The 22,529-nt window shown below is 62.6% G+C and carries 18 protein-coding genes and 1 pseudogene; 12 read left to right on the top strand and 7 right to left on the bottom strand.

All coding sequences use genetic code 11. The features are described from left to right. The 3 genes and pseudogenes from BLR71_RS12105 to BLR71_RS12115 form a co-directional block, all read right to left on the bottom strand. Nucleotides 1-445, bottom strand: a pseudogene (locus BLR71_RS12105) (IS3 family transposase); the annotation flags it as partial. Next, a complete protein-coding gene (locus BLR71_RS18115; protein WP_092526667.1) occupies nucleotides 430-957 on the bottom strand; it encodes a helix-turn-helix domain-containing protein in 528 nt (175 codons plus the stop codon). The pseudogene BLR71_RS12105 and the gene BLR71_RS18115, both read right to left, overlap by 16 nt. Before the next feature lie 128 nt (nucleotides 958-1,085). Next, a complete protein-coding gene (locus tag BLR71_RS12115) occupies nucleotides 1,086-1,796 on the bottom strand; it encodes a glutathione S-transferase N-terminal domain-containing protein (protein ID WP_092526670.1) in 711 nt (236 codons plus the stop codon). Between the two features lie 274 nt (nucleotides 1,797-2,070). Between BLR71_RS12115 and BLR71_RS12120 the strand changes: the two genes are divergently transcribed. Next, entirely contained in the window at nucleotides 2,071-3,768 is a 1,698-nt protein-coding gene (locus BLR71_RS12120; protein WP_092526673.1) for an L-lactate permease, read from the top strand. Nucleotides 3,769-3,780: 12 nt separating this feature from the next. On the opposite strand, the gene BLR71_RS17930 is transcribed toward BLR71_RS12120, so the two are convergent. Further along, nucleotides 3,781-6,096 (bottom strand): diguanylate cyclase domain-containing protein, encoded by a 2,316-nt coding sequence (locus tag BLR71_RS17930; protein WP_245696434.1) that lies wholly within the window; start codon nucleotides 6,094-6,096, stop codon nucleotides 3,781-3,783. Nucleotides 6,097-6,437: 341 nt separating this feature from the next. Here BLR71_RS17930 and glcD point away from each other — a divergent pair, with 341 nt between their 5' ends. From glcD to BLR71_RS12145, 4 genes are all read left to right on the top strand, one after another. After that, complete coding sequence (gene glcD / locus BLR71_RS12130; RefSeq protein ID WP_092526676.1) at nucleotides 6,438-7,937, top strand: glycolate oxidase subunit GlcD; 1,500 nt, start codon at nucleotides 6,438-6,440, stop codon at nucleotides 7,935-7,937. 109 nt (nucleotides 7,938-8,046) lie between these two features. Further along, nucleotides 8,047-9,147: a glycolate oxidase subunit GlcE gene (gene glcE, locus BLR71_RS12135; protein ID WP_092526679.1), complete on the top strand. Its 1,101-nt coding sequence runs from the start codon at nucleotides 8,047-8,049 to the stop codon at nucleotides 9,145-9,147. A gap of 78 nt (nucleotides 9,148-9,225) precedes the next feature. Then, complete coding sequence (gene glcF / locus BLR71_RS12140; protein WP_092526682.1) at nucleotides 9,226-10,458, top strand: glycolate oxidase subunit GlcF; 1,233 nt, start codon at nucleotides 9,226-9,228, stop codon at nucleotides 10,456-10,458. A gap of 49 nt (nucleotides 10,459-10,507) precedes the next feature. Beyond that, nucleotides 10,508-10,909 carry a GlcG/HbpS family heme-binding protein gene (locus BLR71_RS12145; protein WP_092526685.1) on the top strand — a complete coding sequence of 134 codons (402 nt, stop codon included), beginning with the start codon at nucleotides 10,508-10,510 and terminating at the stop codon, nucleotides 10,907-10,909. A gap of 116 nt (nucleotides 10,910-11,025) precedes the next feature. Here the strand turns inward: BLR71_RS12145 and BLR71_RS12150 are convergent, their stop codons facing one another. After that, nucleotides 11,026-11,922: a LysR substrate-binding domain-containing protein gene (locus BLR71_RS12150; protein WP_092526689.1), complete on the bottom strand. Its 897-nt coding sequence runs from the start codon at nucleotides 11,920-11,922 to the stop codon at nucleotides 11,026-11,028. A gap of 115 nt (nucleotides 11,923-12,037) precedes the next feature. On the opposite strand from BLR71_RS12150, the gene betC reads away from it, so the two are divergent. Both betC and BLR71_RS12160 read left to right on the top strand, forming a co-directional pair. Continuing rightward, nucleotides 12,038-13,570: a choline-sulfatase gene (gene betC, locus BLR71_RS12155; RefSeq protein WP_092526692.1), complete on the top strand. Its 1,533-nt coding sequence runs from the start codon at nucleotides 12,038-12,040 to the stop codon at nucleotides 13,568-13,570. Between the two features lie 176 nt (nucleotides 13,571-13,746). Next, nucleotides 13,747-15,384, top strand: coding sequence for a BCCT family transporter (locus BLR71_RS12160; RefSeq protein ID WP_092526695.1), 1,638 nt, complete (start codon nucleotides 13,747-13,749; stop codon nucleotides 15,382-15,384). A gap of 196 nt (nucleotides 15,385-15,580) precedes the next feature. Here the strand turns inward: BLR71_RS12160 and BLR71_RS17655 are convergent, their stop codons facing one another. Next, nucleotides 15,581-15,754 (bottom strand): hypothetical protein, encoded by a 174-nt coding sequence (locus BLR71_RS17655; protein WP_175491670.1) that lies wholly within the window; start codon nucleotides 15,752-15,754, stop codon nucleotides 15,581-15,583. 281 nt (nucleotides 15,755-16,035) lie between these two features. Between BLR71_RS17655 and BLR71_RS12165 the strand changes: the two genes are divergently transcribed. The 3 genes from BLR71_RS12165 to BLR71_RS12175 all read left to right on the top strand — a co-directional run bounded on the left by BLR71_RS12165 (nucleotide 16,036) and on the right by BLR71_RS12175 (nucleotide 17,562). After that, a complete protein-coding gene (locus BLR71_RS12165) occupies nucleotides 16,036-16,326 on the top strand; it encodes a hypothetical protein (protein WP_092526698.1) in 291 nt (96 codons plus the stop codon). A gap of 126 nt (nucleotides 16,327-16,452) precedes the next feature. Beyond that, nucleotides 16,453-17,073: a flavin reductase family protein gene (locus tag BLR71_RS12170; protein WP_092526701.1), complete on the top strand. Its 621-nt coding sequence runs from the start codon at nucleotides 16,453-16,455 to the stop codon at nucleotides 17,071-17,073. A 222-nt stretch (nucleotides 17,074-17,295) separates the two neighbouring features. Beyond that, a complete protein-coding gene (locus tag BLR71_RS12175; RefSeq protein WP_092526704.1) occupies nucleotides 17,296-17,562 on the top strand; it encodes a DksA/TraR family C4-type zinc finger protein in 267 nt (88 codons plus the stop codon). A 53-nt stretch (nucleotides 17,563-17,615) separates the two neighbouring features. Here BLR71_RS12175 and BLR71_RS12180 read toward each other — a convergent pair whose 3' ends face one another. Beyond that, nucleotides 17,616-18,461 carry a DMT family transporter gene (locus BLR71_RS12180; RefSeq protein ID WP_340147972.1) on the bottom strand — a complete coding sequence of 282 codons (846 nt, stop codon included), beginning with the start codon at nucleotides 18,459-18,461 and terminating at the stop codon, nucleotides 17,616-17,618. 376 nt (nucleotides 18,462-18,837) lie between these two features. On the opposite strand from BLR71_RS12180, the gene ftsH reads away from it, so the two are divergent. Together ftsH and BLR71_RS12190 are read left to right on the top strand one after the other, a co-directional pair. After that, nucleotides 18,838-20,727: an ATP-dependent zinc metalloprotease FtsH gene (ftsH, locus tag BLR71_RS12185; RefSeq protein ID WP_092526710.1), complete on the top strand. Its 1,890-nt coding sequence runs from the start codon at nucleotides 18,838-18,840 to the stop codon at nucleotides 20,725-20,727. After that, the gene (locus BLR71_RS12190; RefSeq protein ID WP_217629328.1) at nucleotides 20,714-22,450 is read left to right on the top strand and encodes a PHA/PHB synthase family protein; all 1,737 of its coding nucleotides are present in this window, start codon (nucleotides 20,714-20,716) and stop codon (nucleotides 22,448-22,450) included. The genes ftsH and BLR71_RS12190 overlap by 14 nt, the downstream gene beginning before the upstream one ends. The last annotated feature ends 79 nt before the right edge of the window (nucleotides 22,451-22,529 follow it).

Below are 22,529 nucleotides of genomic sequence, written 5' to 3' on the forward strand. Positions count from 1 at the left end.
CGCCGTTGTATAGATCCATGACCGGTGACAAGTAGAGTTTCTGATCCTTGATCTTGAACTCGGTAATGTCTGTCACCCAACGCTGATTGGGTCGCTGGGCCTGAAACCGACGCCGTAGCGTATTCGGAGCCGCGTAACCCTCGGCTCCTCGATACGCCCGATACCGTTTAGGACGAACCAGGGACTTCAAGCCCAGCTGTTGCATCAGCCGCTGGATGGTCTTGTGGTTGACCATCTCGCCTGCCTGGCGCAACACGGCGGTGATGCGCCGGTAGCCATAGCGCCCTCTGTGGTGGTCATAGATCGCGCGGATACGCGCCTTCAGAGATGCGTACCGGTCGTCAGCGCCCAAGGCCTGAGTCTGATAGTAGAACGTGCTGCGCGGCAGCTCAGCTGCACGCAGCAGCAGAGCCAGAGAATGGTCATGCCTTAATCCTTGGACGGTCTGGGCTTTTTGCCCCGCGTTGCTGCTTCTTGCTCCCGGATTAAGGCATCGAGCTTTTTTAGATAGGCATTTTCCGCTCGCAGATAGGCGAGTTCCTCAAGCAATTCCTTATGAGAGCGCTCATCATCCGGGAGCGGGGAAGACGGTTTCTTGGTCATCGGGGGGCACCCCTTGCGCTTTGGCTCTAGTGCCGTCAGGCCACCACTATGGTACTGATCCGCCCATCTGCCAATGGCGCCGCTCTCGCGGATATCGAATAGGGCCTCCGTCTGACGTCGTGACAATCCCTCTCGCCACATTGTCTCTAGGACCTGTAGCTTGAACCCCGCGCTGCGGTGAGTGTATGACTTGCGTAGGCCCTCCACGCCATGCTGACGGTAGCTCTCCCGCCATGTCCGTACCAAAGAATGGTCCAAGCCATGCTGCCGGGCGACCTCTCTCAAGCTGGTGCCATCGTGCAAGCACTGCTGTGCCACCTGGAGCTTGAACCACTCGTCGTATCGTTTGCTCATAAAAACACCCCGAAGGTTGGATTGGGTGTCCAACTTTCGGGGTGCAGTTCACTCAGAGCGGGGCGTTTTTCTATCCACGCCTGATGGCGTTGCAGTGCTGAGCGCCTCGCCTGGCGCTCGGGGCGGCCTCACTGGTCGTAGGCACCCTGAATATCGACGATGCGCTTGGCGCTGCGACCCAGGCCGCCATGCGTATCCAGCATGCGCTCCATCCAGCCATGCACGGGGTCAGCGTTGGACAGCAGGTCCGCCGTCGACACCGTGCGTGCCCACATGAAGTTGCCAAACAGCAGGTAGTCCGCGGCACCGGGTGCCTCGCCATCCATGAAGTCACTTTCCTCCAGGCGCCCACGCAATGGCGCCAGCGCCTGATCGAGCATGCTCAGACCCTTAGCTGGCGAATGCATTTCCTCCAGGGTGCGCCCGAAGCGCTTCTCGCGGGTAGTACGGAAGTACTCCCGGTCACCGGGGTCAATCGCGTTGTAAAGATCCATGACGATGGTGCGCATCATGCCCGGCGCCAGCGAGCGCTCCGCGTAGTGCTTGAAGAAACGCGCCCTCGCTTCGGCTTCCGGGCTTCCCAGTAGCGGCTTGTCGGGATAGACCCGGTCCAGATAGCGCATGATCTCGAAGCTGTCGCTGACCACCTCATCGCCGTCGACCAGTACCGGCACCAGCCCTTGCCCCGAGAAGGCGATGGCGTCTTTCTCGGCAAAACGCCATGGCCGGGTCTCTGCATCGAGCCCCTTATGCGCCAGCGCATAGCGCACCCGCCAGCAGAAGGGCGAAAAGAGCAGCTCGTCATCTATCCCACACAGTTCATAAAGCACTCGGCTCATGGAGTCTCCTACCTGTCCATTAGTCTAAAAATCGCGCCCCAAAACACCGCAAACTTTTGCAAAAAGGGGCCACACTGAGGAAAACAATTCTTTTATATCAATGGGATGGGCCTACTTATCGAGCCAAATACCCATTGGTCATACCAATTACCCAACAGTAGCCAGCCACGCCATCCGGCCTTATGGTGCCAAGCCGTAGTATCGGTTACTAACCTAACCATCTTATGTCCTCGGCACCTCCCTTCCACCCAACGAAAACAAGGATTGCTGCCTCATGAGTCAAACCCTACTCGCCCTGCTCGCCTTCATGCCACTGCTGTTGGCTGGCGTGTTGCTGATCGGCTTTCGTATGCCGGCACGACAGGCCATGCCCATCGTCTATGTGGTGACTGCCGCCATCGCCCTGTTCGCCTGGGACATGACGGCCAACCGTGTCTTGGCATCGACCCTGCAGGGTTTGATGCTGACGGTAGCGATCCTGTGGATCATCTTTGGCGCCATCCTGCTTCTCAACACCCTGAAGCATTCCGGTGGCATCGCCGCAATCCGCAACGGTTTCTCGGGCATTAGCCCGGATCGCCGGGTGCAGGCGATCATCGTCGCCTGGCTGTTTGGCTGCTTCATCGAGGGCGCTTCGGGCTTCGGCACACCGGCTGCCGTGGCGGCACCGCTGATGGTGGCCCTCGGCTTCCCGGCGCTGGCCGCGGTCATGGTCGGCATGATGATCCAGTCCACGCCGGTCTCCTTCGGTGCCGTGGGCACGCCGATCGTGGTCGGGGTCAGCGGCGGCCTGGACAAAGCCGGCATCACCGAACAGTTGACCGCCAGCGGCGGCAGCTGGCTCGAATATTTCCGGCTGATCACCTCTGAGGTGGCGATCATTCACGGCATCGTCGGGCTCTTGATGCCGCTGCTGCTGGTGCTGATGATGGTGCGTTTCTTCGGCGCCAACCGCTCTTGGAAGGAAGGCCTGTCGATTGCCCCCTTCGCCCTGTTTGCCGGTGCCTGTTTCGTGGTGCCTTACATGCTGGCCGGCGTTCTTCTAGGCCCGGAGTTCCCGTCCATGATCGGTGCCATGGTCGGCTTGGCCATCGTCGTACCGGCTGCGCGACGCGGTTTCCTGCTGCCTCAGGACACCTGGGACTTCCCCGAATCCAGCTCCTGGCCTGACGAGTGGATCGGCAAGCTCGAGATCAAGCTCGATGACGTCACCGGCAAGGCGCCGATGTCCACCTTGATGGGCTGGGTGCCCTACGTGCTGCTGGCCATCTTCCTGGTCGCCTCGCGCACCATCGACCCCCTCAAGCAGGCACTGACCTCGCTGAGCCTGTCCTGGAGCAACATCCTTGGCGAGGCCGGCGTTTCCGGTAGCATCCAACCGCTCTACCTGCCGGGCGGCATTCTGCTCGCGGTGGTACTGGTCACCATCGTCCTGCATCGCATGCGTGGCTCAGAGGTCAAAGCCGCCTTCCATGAGTCCTCGAAGACCCTGCTGGGCGCTGGCTTCGTGCTGCTGTTCACCATTCCCATGGTACGCATCCTGATCAACTCCGGCGTCAATACCGCCGATCTGGCCTCGATGCCGGTGGCCATGGCGCAGCTGGTGGCCGATAGCGTGGGCCATGTCTATCCGCTGTTCGCACCGGCCGTTGGTGCCCTGGGGGCCTTCATCGCCGGTTCCAACACCGTCTCGAACCTGATGCTGTCCGACTTCCAGTTCAACGTCGCGCAGCAGCTGGGGCTGTCCACCGCCATGATGGTGGCCCTGCAGGCGGTCGGCGCCGCCGCCGGCAACATGATCGCCATCCACAACGTGGTCGCCGCCTCGGCAACCGTCGGCCTGCTGGGTCGTGAAGGCATCACCCTGCGCAAGACGATCCTGCCAACGATCTACTACGTGACCGCGGCGGGTCTGATCGGCCTGTTCGCCTTCTATGGGCTACACATATCCGATGGCCTACTGGGCGGTTGATGCCAGACACCGTCAGTGCTGGACCGCGCCGACCTTGGCGCGGTCCATCAAACAGCTGATGACGCGATTACGTCCCTCTTGCTTGGCGCGATAGAGCGCACTGTCCACGGCGGTAACGAAGTCCTCCACTTCATCATCGACTCTCGGCACCATGCTGCCCACCCCAACGCTAATCGTGATGTTGCCTAGCTCCGCCGAGGCGATATGTTCAATCGCCGCTTTATCCACATGCCGCCGACAAGATTCGGCAATGTCCTGTGCCACTTCCGGCCCACATCCCGGCAGCAACAAGACGAACTCCTCGCCCCCATAGCGGGCCAGCAGGCCTTCGGAGCAAGCCTCTCCCAGCAATTTAGCAACCCGCCTAAGGCAATCGTCGCCAGCCAAATGGCCATAGTGGTCGTTGTACTGCTTGAAATGGTCCACATCCACCAGGATGAGTGACAATTGAGAGGCCTCTTTTTGCGCCGCTAGCCATTCATCCATCAGCTGCCCATCGAACATGCGTCGATTCGCAATTTCGGTCAGGCCATCCTGGAAGGAAAGGGTTTCTAAACGGCGCTGCAACGCCAGTCGCTCCTGCTCACCGAGCTTGCGATCATGGATGTCGAACATGAATCCGACCAGCGCTTCTACCTGCCCCTGTTTGTCGCGCACCACATGCACGACGTCACGCACCCAGCGAAAATCCCCACTCTGGGTCAAGGCACGGTAATCCGCTTCATGGTCAATACCTGAGCGCGACTGCATCACGCAATAATCGACGACATCATCGCGGTCTTCAGGATGCATACGCTCGGCCCAGTCCTCTATCGACTCCCAGCTGTCGGCCGGCCACCCCAGCAGCTCAGCGATCTGTGGACCCACATAGGTAAAGCGCAAGGTTTCCCAATCGATACGCCAGGGTATCGCCTGAGTCGACTCGAGCAGCGCACGATAAATGTCGGTGTCGTCATCGAGCAGCGGCGCGAGTGCATCATTGCCACTTTCCTGAGACGGTGAGTCCTCCCTGCCCCAAGACACTGACGGCTCGGCATGACTCGCCTGGGCGCGGCGATAAAGGGCGAGCAGGGTGTCGGGGTCATCATAAAGAAGCGGCGATCCGCGTCGAATCTCGCGACGCATCAGTCGCATCATCTCCAACAGGTGCGAAGCGCCAAAGGTTTCCATTGACTGGCCGGTGACTTCGGCCAAACGCCCCGCGATGACTTCGGTATCACTGACTTGTGGGCAGAGGCGGTAGCGATAGCGTCCGCCGATGCGCTCCGGAGGCAAGTCCATGAATCGCCCATTGCGTTGCCGGAAATCGCTCAGCGGAAGACGGTAGGCGTTGTCGCCGATGATCGGCCAGTCCACGGGTGTATCGCCCTCGAGTTCGCGGCGCAGCGCCCGGGTCAAAGGCAACAGCCGCTCGAGACGAAAGCGCTCACCTAGATGCGGGTTGCCCAAGCGCACAAGATTAGCGATCAGCTCGCTGGAAGAGGCATGCCCGATGACGGCCGCCTGCTTGGAGAGGGCTCCCCAAACACCATCAGCCCCCTTTAGCAACGCTTCAATAGCGGCGGCATTTTCCATGCCGTTGCCTGCATGAAGGTGCACCAGCAATTTTAGAGGGGGAGGCGTGAACGCCCTGGCCATCTCGACGAAAGCGCCTACCTGAAAAGGCAGAAAAGTGCCTCGAGGGTCTTCGAAACTAACGCCCTCGATGGCTTGTCCGGCAAGCCAGTCAAACACCCAACACATGGATTCTGCATCAGTGACAAAGCCGTCACAGCCATCTATCACGTTGACGATGATGCGCGGCGGCCCGCCATCTTCCCCGACGACATTGTCGTGCAGCCAGGCGATAGAAGCCGCCAGGCGTGACGCCAAGGCTTCGCGCTGTTGCTCAGTCTGGCGGCCGCGCCAGCCCAGGGCTAACTGATGCAAGGTATTGGGTACCGCGTAATCCCGCAGTTTGTATTGCGAATGATCGGGCAAGAAGCGGCCATCATCATCCAAGGTGCCCACCTGGGTGAAAGCGAAGCAGCCGCGTCGATCGACATCATGATCACGCAGATAAACCATGAAATCGTCATCGACAGTCGGTTCGTCAGGCATCGCGTAGTCGAGGGTACCCAACAAGATGTCATCGAAGCCGAACTGGCGCAGGCGCGAGAGTATGGTGATTTTCGCATCGAGCGTTTGCCCACGACTGGCGCCCACGGCGTTTTCGCGCAGTGACAAATCGATGAAGAAGGGGCGCATGGCTCGCAACCTCGCGAGCTTTTCCGCCATCTCGCGCTGCACGCCAGCAAGCGAGGCATACAGCTCGGCGAAGTCGGTCATGGGGCGGGCTCATGTTTCACGGTGACAACTCCAAGATAGGATTCATCAAACTGGCCTGTCGATACTCAAGCTAAAAGTACTATCAACGTAATTATCGCAGACCCTCGCTCTGGCACTAGCAAAACCGCTCGACCGCTCACCGCTGCCATGCCGCTATCGGTAGCCAACTATCTACATGGAATTAATTTCCACAATTAGACTAAAGATTGGCCAAACCAATGTACCAACCACTAGACAGTCGACGTCAGAATCCTCAGATTGAGTGATATGCGGCAATAAGCCAGCGGTGGCCCAGACCGGCAAACTCTGTGAGCCAATGCCTGGATGATCGGAGACTGACCATGAACATCCTCTACGATGAACATCTCGACGGCGCGATTGCGCCCCATGACAAGGCCGACGTGCTCGCCGACCTGAGTCGGGCCATTCCGGATCTGACCCTGCTGCACCACGAGGAAGACCTGCGCCCCTTCGAATGCGACGGCCTATCGGTGTACCAGGTGTTGCCCATGCTGGTGGCACTGCCCGAGACCCTCGACCAGGTCGAGACGCTGCTGCGCCGCTGCCATGCGCTGGGTGTGCCGGTGGTCACCCGCGGTGCCGGCACCGGCCTTTCCGGCGGTGCCCTGCCACTCGAACAGGGCGTGCTGCTGGTGATGTCGCGCTTCAAACGCATCCTCGAGGTCGACCCCGAGGCCCGCGTCGCGCGCGTTCAGCCCGGCGTTCGCAACCTGGCGATCTCCGAGGCGGCCGCCCCCCATGGGCTCTATTATGCGCCCGACCCTTCCTCGCAGATTGCCTGCTCGATCGGCGGCAACGTCGCCGAGAACGCCGGCGGCGTACACTGCCTGAAGTACGGCCTGACGGTGCATAACGTGCTCAAGGTCGAGGTCATGACCATCGAAGGCGAGCGCATGACCCTAGGGTCCGAGGCCTTCGACACACCGGGCTTTGATCTGCTGGCCCTATTTACCGGCAGCGAGGGTATGCTCGGCGTGATCACCGAAATCACCGTCAAGCTGCTGCCCAAGCCCGAGACCGCCAAGGTGCTGATGGCCAGCTTCGACGACGTCGAGAAAGCCGGCCGCGCCGTTGGCGAGATCATCGCCGCAGGCATCATCCCTGGCGGCCTCGAGATGATGGACAAGCTGGCGATCCGCGCCGCCGAGGACTTCGTCAAGGCCGGCTATCCGGTCGAAGCCGAAGCCATTCTGCTCTGCGAGCTCGACGGCGTGGAAGCCGACGTCGCCGATGACTGCGAGACGGTGCGAAGCGTGCTCAAAACCGCCGGCGCCACGGATATCCAGCAGGCCCGCGACGAAGCCGAGCGGGCGCGCTTCTGGGCCGGTCGCAAGAATGCCTTCCCCGCCGTGGGCCGCATGTCGCCCGACTACTATTGCATGGACGGCACCATCCCGCGTCGCGCCCTGCCAGGCGTGCTCAAGGGCATCGCCCGGCTTTCCGAGGAATCGGGGCTGCGTGTTGCCAACGTCTTCCATGCCGGCGACGGCAATATGCATCCGCTGATCCTGTTCGATGCCAACCAGCCGGGCGAGCTCGAGCTTGCCGAAGAAGTCGGCGGCAAGATTCTCGAACTCTGCGTCGAGGCCGGGGGCAGCATCACCGGCGAACACGGCGTGGGGCGCGAGAAGATCAATCAGATGTGCGCCCAGTTCCAGCCCGATGAGATCACGGCCTTCCATGCGGTCAAGGCGGCCTTCGACGAGCACCGGCTACTCAACCCGGGCAAGAACATCCCGACCCTGCAGCGCTGTGCCGAGTTCGGCGCCATGCACGTGCACAACAACGAGTTGCCACATCCAGAGCTGCCGCGGTTTTAATCGATAGCTGCCGCGGTTTTAAGCGCACGCTTTCCCGGTTCCGATCAAGGCAGCCACGGCGACTTAGAGGCTAGCACCGCGGCGCAGGCGAGACGCACAAGGACTCATCATGTCTGAACACTACACATCACCCCGCGATCAAGACGCGAGCGCGGAACTCGGCGAGCGCATCCGCCAGGCAGACGCCGCGGGCTCGCCGCTGAGAATCGTCGGAGGCGACACCCGAGGCTTTTACGGCCGAACGGTGGAAGGCACGCCGCTGTCACTGGACGCCCATCGCGGTATCACCCATTACGATCCGGTCGAGCTGATCGTCTCGGCGCGTGCCGGCACGCCGCTTGAGGAGCTCGAGGCGGCACTCGACGCACAGGGCCAGATGCTCGGCTGCGAACCGCCTCGCTTCGGTGCCGCCAGCACCGTCGGCGGCATGGTTGCCACCGGGCTATCCGGCCCACGCCGCCCCTGGTCTGGCGCGGTGCGCGACTTCGTGCTCGGCACCCGCGTGATCGATCGCGCCGGCCGCGAACTGCGCTTTGGCGGCGAGGTGATGAAAAACGTCGCCGGCTACGACCTCTCGCGCCTGATGGTCGGAGCCCAGGGCACCCTCGGCGTCGTCAGTGAAGTGTCGATGAAGGTGCTGCCCAAGCCCGCCGCCAGCGCCAGCCTGCACCTGGACATGCCGCTGGGAAAAGCGCTGGACCGGCTCACCGAGTGGGGCCGCCAGCCACTGCCGATCACCGCCGCCACCTACCTGGAGGGCGCCCTGCACCTGCGTCTGGAGGGCGGTGCTAGCTCAGTGGCCGCGACCCGTGAGCGTCTCGGCGGCGACGAGCTCAAGGATAGCTTCTGGCAGGCGCTGCGAGACCTGCGTTTACCCTTCTTCGCTGGCGATACCCGGCCTCTCTGGCGGCTTTCTTTACCCAACCATACCCCGCCGCTTTCACTGGAAGGCGATACCCTCTTCGATTGGGGCGGTGCCCAGCGCTGGGTGAAGACCGATGCCGATGCCGAGGAGGTGCGCGCCGCCGCCAGCAGATACGGGGGTCATGCCACCTGCCTGGGCGCCAGCGACGCACAGGGCCGCCCCCAAGGTGCGGCAGAGCCCTTCACGCCGCTGGCCCCGGTCATCGCCAAATACCACCGTCGCCTCAAGGCCAAACTCGACCCGAACGGAATCTTTAACCCCGGCCGCCTCTACGGCGACTTCTGAACTCGGTCACCGCTCGAACGGCTCCCGGAAAGCAGCACGCCGGGAACGCCTGATGAGACAGCCCGAAGAGAGAGCCCGATGCAGACGCATTTCAGCCAAGATGATCTCCAGAAGCCGCATATCCGTGAAGCCGACCGGGTATTGCGCAGTTGCGTGCACTGCGGCTTCTGCAACGCCACCTGCCCGACCTATCAGCTGCTCGGCGACGAGCGCGATGGGCCTCGCGGTCGCATCTACCTGATGAAGGAACTGCTGGAGAGCCGCGATGACGACGATCAGGTCACCGAGGAGACCCGGCTACACCTAGACCGCTGCCTGACCTGCCGCAACTGCGAGACGACCTGTCCCTCCGGCGTCGAATACCACAAGCTGCTCGACATCGGCCGCGCCGAAATCGAACGTCGGGTACCCAGAAGCCTGCCGGAGCGCAGCCTGCGCTTCGGGCTGCGCAAGGCACTGGTCGAGCCGGCTCGATTCAAGGCCCTGCTGACCCTGGGCACCGCCTTCAAACCGCTGGTGCCGGGGCGACTCAAGAGCAAGATGCCGCCGGCGCCGGTGGATGCCGGCAAGCGCCCCGAGGGCAAGCGCCATGCCCGCCAGATGCTGATTCTCGAGGGCTGCGTGCAGCCAGGCCTCTCGCCCAATACCAATGCTGCCACCGCCCGGGTGCTGGACAAGCTCGGCATCGGCCTGACCCCGGCACCCGAGGCGGGCTGCTGTGGCGCCATCGATTTCCACCTGAATGCTCAGGACGCCGGCCGAGAGCGCATGCGCGCCAATATCGACGCCTGGTGGCCGCACCTGGAGGCCGGCTGCGAAGCCATCGTGCAGACTGCTAGCGGCTGCGGGGCCATGGTCAAGGAATATGGCGAAGCACTGGCCGACGACCCCGCCTATGCCGAGAAAGCCGCCCGCGTCAGCGCGATGGCCAAGGACCTCGGCGAGCTGCTGGCCAACGAGGACCTGGACGACCTGAGCATTCAGGATAAGAAGCGGCTAGCCTTCCACTGCCCTTGCACCCTGCAGCACGCCCAGAAACTTGCGGGCAGCGTCGAGGGCGTGCTCACCAGGCTAGGCTTCTCGCTCACCCCGGTGCAGGATGGCCATCTGTGCTGTGGCTCGGCGGGTACCTATTCGATCACCCAGCCAGAACTGGCCACCCAGCTGCGCGACAACAAGCTCGACGCCCTGGAGGCCGGCGACCCGGAAATGATCGTAACGGCGAACATTGGCTGCCAGACCCACCTGGCCGGTGCCGGCCGCACCCCGGTTCGCCACTGGATCGAGATCGTCGATGAGGCGCTAACATGAGCCTGCGCCGCTCAACCATCCACTTTCACACACCCCATAGGAGCATTCCATGCAGACCAAATCCGTACTGACCCTCGCCGATGCCAACACCATCCTCGACGCCGCGCAGAAAGAAGCGGAAGCCAACGGCTGGGCCGTGGCCATCGCGGTTGCCGATGACGGCGGCCACCTACTGGCCCTGCGCCGCCTCGATGGCGCCGCACCGATGACGCCTTCGGTAGCCTCCGAGAAAGCCCGCAGCTCGGCACTGGGCGGCAAGGAAACCCAGGCCTTCGAGGAGATGATCAATAACGGCCGCACCGCCTTCCTGTCCGCTCCGCTGACCGCCACCCTGTCAGGCGGGGTTCCGGTGCTACACGACGGCCGCATTGCCGGCACCGTGGGCGTGTCCGGCGTCAAACCAGACCAGGATGTACAGATCGCCAAGGCAGGCATCGCCGCCCTGGGCTAAGCCCCGCCGCCGGACCTACCGTTTCTCCCTTTGCCCCCGCCGCCGAGAGGCCAAGCGGGGGCTTTTTGTTTATGAACAGCGCCCGTGCCCCGATCTTGCTGCTCAGTCACCGATCATCAGTCGCTGGTCAGAATCCACTCCAGAAAGGCCTGCTTGGCCGGGCTTTGATCCTCCGCGTGGATATCGATCACCCCATAGCCGTTGTCGGTGCTCAGGCTGAGCGACTCAAGTCCCACCAGCATGCCGCGCTCGAGCTGGTTCTCAACCATACCCCGCCAGCCAAGCCCCACTCCCTGGCCGGCGATGGCCACCTGCAGCAGAAGCGGATAGTTATTGAAGGTCAGCTCCGAGGGCGCCTGATGCAGCGGTCCTCCCATGCGCTCGAAATACCCGGGCCAATCCAACCACTTCTGGCCCTGGTCGGCGGTCAGCGTCAACAGCGGCACCTCGCCAAGACTCGCCAGGTCATCTATCGGGCCGTACTCGGCCAGAAATCCGGGGCTGCAGACCGGAAAGACCTCCTCGTCGAGCAGCCGCGGTATCCCTTCAAGCCCACGCTGGTCGGCGAACACGATGGCGATATCGACCTCCTGCTCCCGCCAGTCGAAGCCCCCCTGATTGGTCATGATCCGCACGTCGATGTGCGGGTGTCGCTGACGAAAGGCCGGCAGGCGCGGCAACAGCCAATACGAGGCCAGGGAAAAATCGGTGAGTAAGGTAAGGCGCGGATTGCGATGCCGCTGCTGCAGGCGCTCGATCGTGCTTTCGATGGTCGCGAACCCGGCCTGCACGGCCTCGCACAGCGCTTGACCCGACTCGGTCAAGCGGACGCCGCGATAAATGCGATCGAACAGTTGCAGGCCAAGCTGCTCCTCGAGGGCCCGCACCTGCTGGCTGACGGCCGACTGGGTGGAGCGTAGCTCCTTGGCGGCGGCGGTGAAGCTCAGGTGTCGGGCAGCCGACTCGAAGACCCGCAGCCCATTGGGGGATATCCGCTTGCTGGTTAATAACATTGTCTGAACTAATCCCAACCATTAAAAAATAGCCCGTTTACGGGAAATGAGATTAGCATAGAGACTGTCAACCGACCGCAAGCATTCCCCTGCGCCTCTCGGGAGACACCTTTCAATGTCCGATAAAAAGCCGAATATCCTCTTCCTCATGGCCGACCAAATGGCCGCGCCATCACTCGCCTTCTATGGACACCCGGTTACCAAGACCCCGCACCTGTCACGCCTGGCGGAAGAAGGCGTGGTCTTCGATTCGGCCTACTGCAACAGCCCGCTGTGCGCTCCTTCACGCTTCACCCTGATGGCTGGTCAATTGCCCTCCCGCATTGGCGGCTTCGACAACGCCGCCGAGCTGGCCGCCGATACGCCGACCTTCGCCCACTACCTGCGCGACGCCGGTTACCTCACCGCGCTGACCGGCAAGATGCACTTCTGCGGCCCGGACCAGCTGCACGGCTTCGAGGAGCGTCTGACCTCCGACATCTACCCGGCCGACTTCGGCTGGTTCGTCGACTGGGAGAACGTCGAGGAGCGCCCGAGCTACTACCACAACATGTCATCGGTCACCCAGGCCGGGCCCTGCGTGCGCTCCAACCAGCTCGACTTCGATGACGAAGTGACCTTCCGCGCTCAGCGCTTCCTCTATGACTACGCGCGCAGCGACCGGGAGCGGCCCTTCTGCCTGACGGTCTCGCTGACCCACCCCCACGATCCCTACACCATTCCGCAGGAATACTGGGACCGCTACGATCACGACGAGATCGACATGCCCAAGGTGCCCTACTCGCGCGAGCTGATGGACCCGCACTCCAAGCGACTGCGCCAGGTCTATCAATGCGACGAGGACACCATCAGCGATGCGCAGATCCGTAACGCACGTCATGCCTACTACGGCGCCATCAGCTACGTCGATGACCAGCTCGGCAAGGTACTGACGGCCCTGAGGGAGAGCGGCTTAGAAGAGAACACCATCATCGTCTTCTCTGGCGACCACGGCGACATGCTCGGTGAGCGTGGCCTCTGGTACAAGATGAGCTGGTTCGAAGGCTCCGCCCGGGTACCGATGATCGTGCATGCGCCGGGACGCTTCACTCCCGGCCGCGTCAAGCAGTCCGTCTCCACCATGGACCTGCTGCCGACCTTCGCCGAATGGGGCAACGACGGCCAGGCCCCTCAGTACGCGGTGCCCATCGATGGCCGCAGCCTGAACCCGCACCTGACCGGCACGGGCGGCCACGACGAGATAATCGGCGAATACTGCGGCGAAGGCGCCATCGCTCCGCTGCTGATGATTCGTCGCGGCCGCTACAAGTTCGTCCACTCCACCCCGGATCCGGACCAGCTGTTCGACCTCGAGGCCGACCCGCAGGAGCTGACTAACCTCGCCGAGGATCCCGAGCACCAGGACCAGTGCAAGCAGTTCCGTGATGAAATCGCGAGCCGCTGGGACCTCGAACAACTGCACCAGGACGTGCTCGACAGCCAGCGCCGCCGCAAGCTGGTCGCCCGCGCCAACATGAAGGGCAAGGTGACGCCCTGGGATCACCAGCCGTTCTTCGATGCCAGCGTCCAGTACATGCGCAACACCATCGATCTGGATGATCTCGAGGCGCGGTCACGCTTCCCGAGAGTTGGAACCGAGCGAGCCTGACCCCACAGCGACGCCGGGCTTCCGACGGCGCTGCTGGACCTGCCTCACTTTCCCCATGAGGCCACGCCGAAATAGGCTTTGATACGCGGCCGGACCGCCCTGCGTTGAAACGATCCGGCCGACGTATGAGAGACTCTTTCAGTTTTTTCGCTTCCCCTAAGCAGGAGCAGTCTTTCATGAGCGATACACAAGAGCCGGCGCCACCTCCCGTGGCGAGCGACATGCAGACGGACTATACCGTCGGCCAGGACAATATCGAGGGAAGCCTGGGGCCCTTCGGTTTCGACATCCATAACCGCGTCTTCGCCATCTCAGCGCTGTCCTCGGTCGTCTTCATCATCCTCACCCTGGTGTTCCCCGGCCGGGCCGCCGGCATCTTCCAGTCCATCGTCAGCTTCTCCACCGGCACCCTCGACAGCTACTTCATGATCGTGGTGGATTTCTTCATCGTCTTCAGCATAGCGCTGGCCGTGCTGCCCTACGGCAAGGTCCGCCTGGGCGGTCCCGATGCCAAACCGGAATACGGCTACCTCTCCTGGTTCGCGATGCTGTTCGCTGCCGGCATCGGTATCGGCCTGCTATTCTTCGGCGTACTGGAGCCGGTCTACCACGCCAACGTCTCCTCGCCGCTGAACGTACCCTCGCCCTTCGGTGCCGACGGCACCCTGAATCCGGGCGCCATTGCCGACGCCACCGCAATGGGTCTAGCCGGCACCTATCTGCACTGGGGCATCCACGGCTGGGCCGTCTACGTGGTCATGGCGCTGGCGCTGTCGATCTTTACCTACAACAAGGGCCTGCCCTTCTCCATCCGCTCGGCCTTCTTCCCGATTCTGGGCGACCGCGTTTGGGGCTGGTGGGGCCACATCATCGACATCTTGGCGGTGTTCTCCACCCTGTTCGGCCTGGCCACCTCGCTTGGCCTCGGCGCCCAGCAGGCCAACGCGGGGTTGAATTTCGTCTTCGGACTGGAGGTCAACAACTTCACCCAAGTCGCCGTCATCGTGATGGTCACCGCGGCGGCCCTAGTCTCGGTGTGGCGCGGCCTGGACGGCGGCGTGAAGCGGCTTTCCGAGATCAACATGCTGATGGCGGTGGTATTCTTCCTGTTCGTGCTCTTCGCAGGTCCGACCCTGGCGGCGCTCGCCGGTTTCTGGAACGGGCTAGAGGCCTACGTCACCGAGTTCATCCCGCTGTCGGCGCCCTTCGGCCGCGATGACGATGCCTTCCGCCAGTCCTGGACCATCTTCTATTGGGCCTGGTGGATCAGTTGGGCACCGTTCGTCGGCATGTTCATCGCCCGTGTCTCACGCGGCCGTACGGTACGTGAATTCGTGATCTGCGTGCTGCTGATCCCGAGTATGTGCATCTTCCTGTGGATGGGCGTGTTCGGCGCCACGGCCCTCGAACAACTCTATTCCAACCCGGCCGGCAGCCTGGTCAAGGAATACGTGATCGACAACTACAGCCCCGAGCTATCGCTGTTCGGCATGCTCAACGAGCTGCCGCTATCTGGCCTGACGTCGACTCTGGGCATCATCCTGGCGCTGATCTTCTTTATTACCTCGTCGGACTCCGGCTCGCTGGTAATCGATACCATCACCGCCGGCGGCAAGATCGATGCGCCGCGTCCCCAGCGCATGTTCTGGGCCACGGTGGAAGGCCTGATCGCCATCGTACTGCTGCTCGGAGGCGGGCTCTCGGCACTGCAGGCCGGCGTGACCGCCACAGCGATTCCGTTCTCCGTCGTGATGCTAGTGATGTGCTACACCATCGTCAAAGCCTTGAACGGCGAGCTACAACGCATCAAGTAGTAGCTTATAGCTTAGGGCTAACCTAGCCTGCTCCTCCTGGATATCCGACGTCCGTCAGACGAAAAGATACCAGGGGGAGCCTCTACCCCTCATTCCCCCTTCCTGCACGGCCTTCTGCACCGATGATCGCCTGAGCATCACCCATGCAGGCATCGTTCGAGCGTGCCAATCGCAGCCTGCTATCCCGGGATCAGGGTCAGTCGCTCCCGCTGGAACCACCGGCCATCAGCATCAGCCCGGCGCCCAGCCCCGACATCAAGGCCCCCAAGAACGCCAGCCCCGACTGCTCCATAAAATACAGGCCCAAGCCGACTCCCAGCAGCACCGCGCCGCCTAACGTACAGCTTCCCTTGCTTAGCATGTCTCTCATGATCGCCTCCTCGCGCTTCAAGGCATGAATGTGCGCTGATCAAGGACGTCGCGCCGAACCAAGAGCCTTCGCTGACCACCCCTTGATGGTGGAATTCTCACCCGCTCTATTAGTCTTAGACGGTGTGACGCCGAGCGCCATTACCGTGTGCAATTCCGATTATAAAAATCTGTCATGCATGAAAAGGTTGCACGCCACCAAATTTTTGAATAATTTGTGTATAGCATTCGTACAGCAATATGAATGTTTTGAAGTGCCATTCACTGGATGAGAGGTACCTTATGAAACGCATTATGGCCACAGCTTCTGCCCTGACACTCACCATGATGATGTCTGGAGCCGCTCTTGCCGAGCACCATGAAGATGAAATGGCAACCCATAACGGCGTCGACTCCGCCAATGAAGTCAGCGATATGACATCTGAGAGTGACGCAAAGCTTGAAGATGGCCAGATCGTCAAGGATGGTGGCAATGACAGCGCCAATCACCTCGACGAGCAAGACAGCGATGCGATGTTGAAAGACGGCGAAGTCGCACCGGATAGCGGCGTGGACTCCGCTAACGAAGACTAAGCTCTGCCCCCTGCGAATATTTTGACCCCGGCCATGCCGGGGTTTTTTCGTTTTGCCCACCTTGATATCCAGCGGCATACTGACGGCTCGCCTTGAGCTCTATCCGCCCACGCCCGGAGAGGTTCCATGCCCGATAACGTGCATTTCTATCGCCCTGATGACGGCCACGGCCTGCCCCATAACCCCTTCAATGCCATCATCGGGCCGCGCCCTATCGGCTGGATCTCCTCGCAGAGCGCCGATGGCATCCGCAACCTGGCGCCCTATAGCTTCTTCAATGCCTTCAACTACACGCCGCCGATCATCGGTTTCGCAAGCGTCGGCTACAAGGACAGCGTGCGCAACATCGAAGCCACCGGCGAGTTCTGCTGGCAGCTGTCGACTCGCGAACTGGCCGAGCCCATGAATCAGAGCTGTGCGGCGGTCGATGCCGATGTGGATGAATTCACCCTGGCCGGTCTGACTCCGGCGGCTTCTCGGGTGGTCAGCGTGCCCCACGTCGCCGAGGCGCGGGTGGTCTTCGAGTGCCGGCTCAGCCAGCTTGTGCAGCTCACCTCTGCCGCGGGCGATGCCGTCGACACCTGGCTGGTGCTCGGCGAGGTGGTTGGCGTGCATATCGATCAGACTCTGCTCAAGGATGGCGTCTACCAGACCGCCGACGCCGGCCCCATCCTGCGCGGCGGTGGCCCGGCGGACTACTTCGAGATCACCCCCGAACAGCGCTTCGAGATGTATCGCCCGGGATAACAACTCGCCCTAGATAGCGCTCATATGCACTAGCCCCGGGCCGTCGTGCACAGGACAGTGGACGGCGCGCCGGCCCATGGCATGCCGCCGGACGATACGCCAGACTGAAGAAATAGCGAAGGGAAGGCAGCAGCCGATAGCCGCCGTACAAGAACCCGAGAGTCGAAAAATATAGCGCGAGCGAAATATCTGGCCGGCGCAGTCGCGCCGAAGGAGACGAACATGGCCGGTGGATGGTCGAGAGATGGCGCCGTGCAGGAGCAGATCGACAGCACGATAGAAGATGCCCTGGAACGCGCACGCAGTGAGCTTCCCCGTGGGGAAAGCCTCAAATACTGCGAGGAATGTGACGAAGCGATTCCACAGGCACGGCGCGAGGCGGTGCCGGGCGTGCGCCTGTGCATCAACTGCCAGAGCGAGCGCGACAAGCACCGCTCAGCAGTCAGCGGCTATAACCGTCGTGGCAGCAAGGATAGCCAGCTTCGCTAGGGTTGAACGACATAGGCGGCAAGGCAGGCCAAACCGCCAATACCGGGCCGGGGCTAGTCGCCGCCTGACACGGCCTGTCGCACCCTGAGCTCCAATCGCCGCTCATAAAGCCCCTTGGCCACCAGGGTGCCCAGCACCAGGGCGCCGCCGACGAAGGCGATGGGCGTGGGGCGCTCGCCGAGAATGCCCCACGCCCATAGCGTGCCCACCACTACTTCAAGCAGTAGTAGCAGCCCCACCTCGGCGGCGGGCAAGTACAGCGGCCCGCGCTGCAACAGCGTCACGCCCAACGGCACGATCCCCAGACACAGCCCCACGATCATCAATAAGCGCTCGCCATCCGGCAGCGCAAGCTCGCCCCCGGCACTGGCCACCAGCGCGCCACCCAGCCCCACGATCAGCCCCGCGAAGGTCAGCATCGGGCTCATGTCCACGCCCGGCCGGCGGCGACACAGAGTAAAGTTCAGCGCCAGGGTTGTGGCCGCCAGCAGGGCAAAGCCATTGCCCACCAGCGAGCCGGTGCCGGCGTCATCCGCCACGATCATCGTGATGCCTGCCATACACACCCCGATCGCGAGCCAGGTGCGACGCGGCAGGCGCTCCTTGAGGATCACCCAGGAGAGCCCCGCCGCAATGATCGACGACGAGGCGAGAATGATCAGCACATTGCCGGCGCGTGTGTACTGATTGCCGAGCACGAAACCACAGGTGGTCAGGCTGAACAGCAGCGCCACCATGATGCCGGTGCCGCCGCAGCGTCGATAGGCTGCGACCGTATTGCGCCCGTGACGCGCCACCACCAGCAGCAGAAAGCCCAGCGCCGAGATCAGGCCTCGCCACATCAGCATCTGCGCATCCGGCAGGTCGATCAGCTTGATCAGCAGTGCATCAGGGGACATGACCAAGGCTCCGCCGCCCGTCAGCAGCAAGCCCTGTTGGCGGTATGAGAGCCCCGGGTGAACAGGCATGGAAAGACCTCTTGGATTCAGTAAGAAACGCCACTGCAAGGGCGCTCATCACGCCGGCCGTCAAGCCGCAACGACCGTGTCCATTAGTGGCGGTCAGACGGTGGCCGCGTGAAGGAAAGGCCAGTTAAGCGAACCCGCATGTGGATTGCAAAGGCAGTGGCGCGCATCCGACGTGTAAAACCCTGCGCTGGATCAAGCCGGGTGTGCCGTGGCACAGCGTAGGATGACTACACTAAGAGACATTGGCCTGCTAGCGGGGCAGGCTGTCCTGCGACTCGCAGAGCCGCACGGCGTGACGGGGTGTCGCATGGAAAAGAAGCACCAGATCAACCTAACTTACGTGATCGTCGCCTTTCTGGCCGTGATGGCCTTCCAGAGCCTGATCAGCCACCAGCGCACCACGGAGTCGATCCCCTATTCCCGGTTTACCCAGATGCTGGATAACGGTGAGATCGCCACGGTGGAAATTGGCGAGGACCGTATCACCGGCACCTATCGGAATCCGCACGACGATGGCAGCACCGGCTTCAGCACCCGTCCCGTCGACCCGACTCTGGCCGACAAGCTTGCCAAATACGATGTGACCTACACCGGAGCGGCCAAGAACACCTTCCTGACCATCCTACTGTCCTGGATGGTACCCCTACTGTTCTTCATCCTGGTCTGGAGCTTCCTGATTCGACGCATGTCCGGTAGCCAGGGGCTCGGCGGGATGATGACGCTAGGCAAGTCCAAGGCCAAGGTGTACGTCGAGACCGAGACCAGGGTGACCTTCAAGGACGTCGCCGGCGTGGACGAGGCCAAGGACGAACTCAAGGAAGTGGTCGATTTCCTGCGCGACCCGCAGCGCTATGGCCGCCTGGGGGCGCACATCCCCAAGGGCATCCTGCTGGTCGGGCCACCGGGCACTGGCAAGACGCTGCTGGCCAGGGCGGTGGCGGGTGAAGCCGGCGTGCCCTTCTTCTCGATCTCTGGTTCCGAATTCGTCGAGATGTTCGTCGGTATCGGCGCCGCGCGGGTGCGCGACCTCTTCGAGCAGGCCGCCAAGGCCAAGCCCTGCATCATCTTCATCGATGAACTGGATGCGCTGGGTCGGGCCCGAGGGCCGAGCGTGATGGGCGGCCAGGACGAGAAGGAGCAGACGCTGAATCAGCTGTTAGCGGAGCTAGACGGATTCGACCCCTCCGAGGGCATCGTGCTGCTGGCCGCCACCAACCGCCCGGAAATTCTGGACCCTGCGTTGCTACGCGCCGGACGCTTCGACCGTCAGGTATTGGTCGACCGCCCGGAGCGGAGCGGCCGCCGCGCAATTCTCGACGTCCATATCGACAAGGTGCGGCACCTGGCCCCGGACGTGGACCTGGACCATCTCGCCGCACTAACGCCGGGTTTCACCGGCGCCGATCTGGCCAACCTGGTCAACGAGGCGGCGCTGCTGGCGACCCGCCACGACAGCGACCAAGTCAGCATGGAAGACTTCACCAATGCCATCGAGCGCATCGTGGCAGGGCTCGAAAAGAAGAGCCGCTTGCTCAACGCTCATGAGCGCGAAGTGGTGGCTCACCATGAGATGGGCCACGCCCTGGTGGCCTCGGCGCTGCCGGGCATGGATCCGGTCCACAAGGTGTCGATCATTCCACGCGGTGTGGGGGCGCTGGGCTACACCATGCAGCGCCCCACCGAGGACCGTTTCCTGCAAACCACCGGCGAGCTCAAGGACCGCATGACGGTGCTGATGGGCGGCCGCGCCGCGGAGCGGCTGATCTTCGGTGAGATTTCCACCGGTGCCGCCGACGACCTGGCCAAGGCCACCGAGATCGCCCGTCACATGGCGACCCGCTTCGGCATGACCGCTGAGACCGGTCAGGTGGTCTACGAGCAGGAGCGCCAGGCCTTCCTCGGCGACACCTATGGCACCCTGAGCCCGCGCAGCTATTCAGAGGCCACGGCGCGGGAAATAGATCTCGAGGTACGCGCCCTGATCGAGGCCGCCTACGAAGAGGCCCAGCGCATCCTCACGGGACGCCTAGACGCCCTAAAAGAGGGCGCGGCCCTGCTTCTAGAACGCGAGACCCTGATCGCTGACGATTTCCCCGCCATCAAGGCGCAAGGCGATGAGACACCCAAGGCCCAGGCGGCACCGCTGCCGTCCAGGACACTCCGCCACCCCGAGGCGAACCGCGATGTGCCAAGCTGACAGGAAGGCCAGCCTTGAGGAAAGCACCGACCGTTTGATGCGGGCATCGCTGGCGCGGCTGACCTTCGGTCTCTCGCCGGCGGCAGTGATCCTGACCTACGTCGATTGGCTGACCAGCGTGGCGATGTCACCCGGCAAGCAGGCGACCCTTACGCGCAAGGCGTTAGACAAGCAGATTAGGCTGGCGATCTGGGCCAGCCAGTCGGCTCTCGATGCCAAGGCCGCGCCCTGCATTGAGCCTCTGCCTCAGGATCGGCGCTTCCGCGACCCGGCCTGGCGACGCTTCCCCTATAACCTTATCTACCAGTCGTTCCTGCTGCAGCAGCAGTGGTGGTGCAACGCCACCACCGGCCTTGCTGGCCTGTCACCGCACCACGAGCAGGCGCTCGAGTTCGGCGCGCGCCAGCTGCTCGACATGGTGTCTCCCGCCAACTTCCCGCTCACCAACCCGCGGGTGCTGGACAAGACACTGGCAACCGGCGGCGCCAACCTGATCAAGGGGACCGAGCAGTTCCTCGATGACTGGCAACGTCAGCTGCTGGGCCAGGGGCCGGCCGGGGCGGAGCAGTTCGTGCCCGGGCAGGCGGTGGCCGTGACGCCGGGCAAGGTGATCTATCGCAATGACCTGATCGAGCTGATCCAGTACGCGCCCTCAACGGACCAGGTGCACCCCGAGCCGGTGCTGATCGTGCCGGCCTGGATCATGAAGTACTACATCCTCGATCTTTCGCCAGATAACTCGCTGGTACGCTACCTGGTCGGCAAGGGCCATACGGTGTTCATGATCTCCTGGCGCAACCCGAGCGGCGAGGATCGCGACCTCGGGCTCGACGACTACCGGCGCTTGGGAATCGTGGACAGCCTCACGGTGATCGAGGCGGTTTGCCCCGGCGTACCGGTGCATGGCGTCGGCTACTGCCTAGGCGGTACCCTGCTGGCCATCACTGGCGCGAGCCTGGCCCGCGATGGCGATCATCGCCTGGCCTCGATGACGCTGTTCGCCGCCCAGACCGACTTTAGCGAGGCCGGCGAGCTGATGCTGTTCATCGACGACAAGCAGCTCTCCTTCCTCGAGGACACCATGTGGGCCCAGGGCGTGCTCGATACCAAGCAAATGGCCGGCGCTTTTCAGCTGCTACGCTCCAACGACCTGATCTGGTCGCGCCTGGTCAACGAGTACCTGCTGGGCGAGCACCGCCCTCTCATCGACCTGATGGCCTGGAACGCCGATGCCACCCGCATGCCCTACCGCATGCACAGCGAATACCTGCGTCAGCTATTCCTCGATAACGACCTCGCCGAGGGTCGCTTCAAGGTCGCAGGCCGCCCAGTAACGGTCAGCGACATCCGAGTGCCGATCTTCGCGGTGGGCACCGAGTGGGACCATGTGGCGCCCTGGCGCTCGACCTACAAGATTCACCTGCTCGCCGACACTCATGAGCTCACCTTCCTGCTGACCAGCGGCGGCCATAACGTGGGCATCGTCTGTCCGCCCATCGATACCCGGTGCCACTACCGCATGGCCACCGTCACCGAGGGCGACGCCTATGTCGACCCGGAGACCTGGCTTTTTCGCACGCCAGAACACGCCGGCTCCTGGTGGCCCGCCTGGCAGGGTTGGCTGGCGGCACATTCCGGCGCTGCTCAGACACCGCCCTCGATGGGGTCGACCGACTATCCCGCGCTGGACGATGCCCCCGGGCGCTATGTATTGATGGACTAATCATCAAACCGATGTGCAGTGCCCCGGCACACGAAGTTGAGAAATCGAGGGAATCATTGCTGTCGACATGGGCGGGAAT

It is taken from the genome of Onishia taeanensis, assembly GCF_900100755.1.
Classification (GTDB): Bacteria; Pseudomonadota; Gammaproteobacteria; order Pseudomonadales; family Halomonadaceae; genus Onishia; species Onishia taeanensis.

Coding starts and splice junctions, on each gene's coding strand:
- BLR71_RS12150 (WP_092526689.1), bottom strand. CDS start 11,922: ATGTTATTAACCAGCAAGCGGATATCCCCCAATGGGCTGCGGGTCTTC.
- BLR71_RS12170 (WP_092526701.1), top strand. CDS start 16,453: ATGCCCGATAACGTGCATTTCTATCGCCCTGATGACGGCCACGGCCTG.
- BLR71_RS12145 (WP_092526685.1), top strand. CDS start 10,508: ATGCAGACCAAATCCGTACTGACCCTCGCCGATGCCAACACCATCCTC.
- BLR71_RS12165 (WP_092526698.1), top strand. CDS start 16,036: ATGAAACGCATTATGGCCACAGCTTCTGCCCTGACACTCACCATGATG.
- BLR71_RS12190 (WP_217629328.1), top strand. CDS start 20,714: ATGTGCCAAGCTGACAGGAAGGCCAGCCTTGAGGAAAGCACCGACCGT.
- BLR71_RS12180 (WP_340147972.1), bottom strand. CDS start 18,461: ATGTCCCCTGATGCACTGCTGATCAAGCTGATCGACCTGCCGGATGCG.
- glcD (WP_092526676.1), top strand. CDS start 6,438: ATGAACATCCTCTACGATGAACATCTCGACGGCGCGATTGCGCCCCAT.
- BLR71_RS12115 (WP_092526670.1), bottom strand. CDS start 1,796: ATGAGCCGAGTGCTTTATGAACTGTGTGGGATAGATGACGAGCTGCTC.
- ftsH (WP_092526710.1), top strand. CDS start 18,838: ATGGAAAAGAAGCACCAGATCAACCTAACTTACGTGATCGTCGCCTTT.
- BLR71_RS17655 (WP_175491670.1), bottom strand. CDS start 15,754: ATGAGAGACATGCTAAGCAAGGGAAGCTGTACGTTAGGCGGCGCGGTG.
- glcF (WP_092526682.1), top strand. CDS start 9,226: ATGCAGACGCATTTCAGCCAAGATGATCTCCAGAAGCCGCATATCCGT.
- BLR71_RS12175 (WP_092526704.1), top strand. CDS start 17,296: ATGGCCGGTGGATGGTCGAGAGATGGCGCCGTGCAGGAGCAGATCGAC.
- BLR71_RS18115 (WP_092526667.1), bottom strand. CDS start 957: ATGAGCAAACGATACGACGAGTGGTTCAAGCTCCAGGTGGCACAGCAG.
- betC (WP_092526692.1), top strand. CDS start 12,038: ATGTCCGATAAAAAGCCGAATATCCTCTTCCTCATGGCCGACCAAATG.
- glcE (WP_092526679.1), top strand. CDS start 8,047: ATGTCTGAACACTACACATCACCCCGCGATCAAGACGCGAGCGCGGAA.
- BLR71_RS12160 (WP_092526695.1), top strand. CDS start 13,747: ATGAGCGATACACAAGAGCCGGCGCCACCTCCCGTGGCGAGCGACATG.
- BLR71_RS17930 (WP_245696434.1), bottom strand. CDS start 6,096: ATGACCGACTTCGCCGAGCTGTATGCCTCGCTTGCTGGCGTGCAGCGC.
- BLR71_RS12120 (WP_092526673.1), top strand. CDS start 2,071: ATGAGTCAAACCCTACTCGCCCTGCTCGCCTTCATGCCACTGCTGTTG.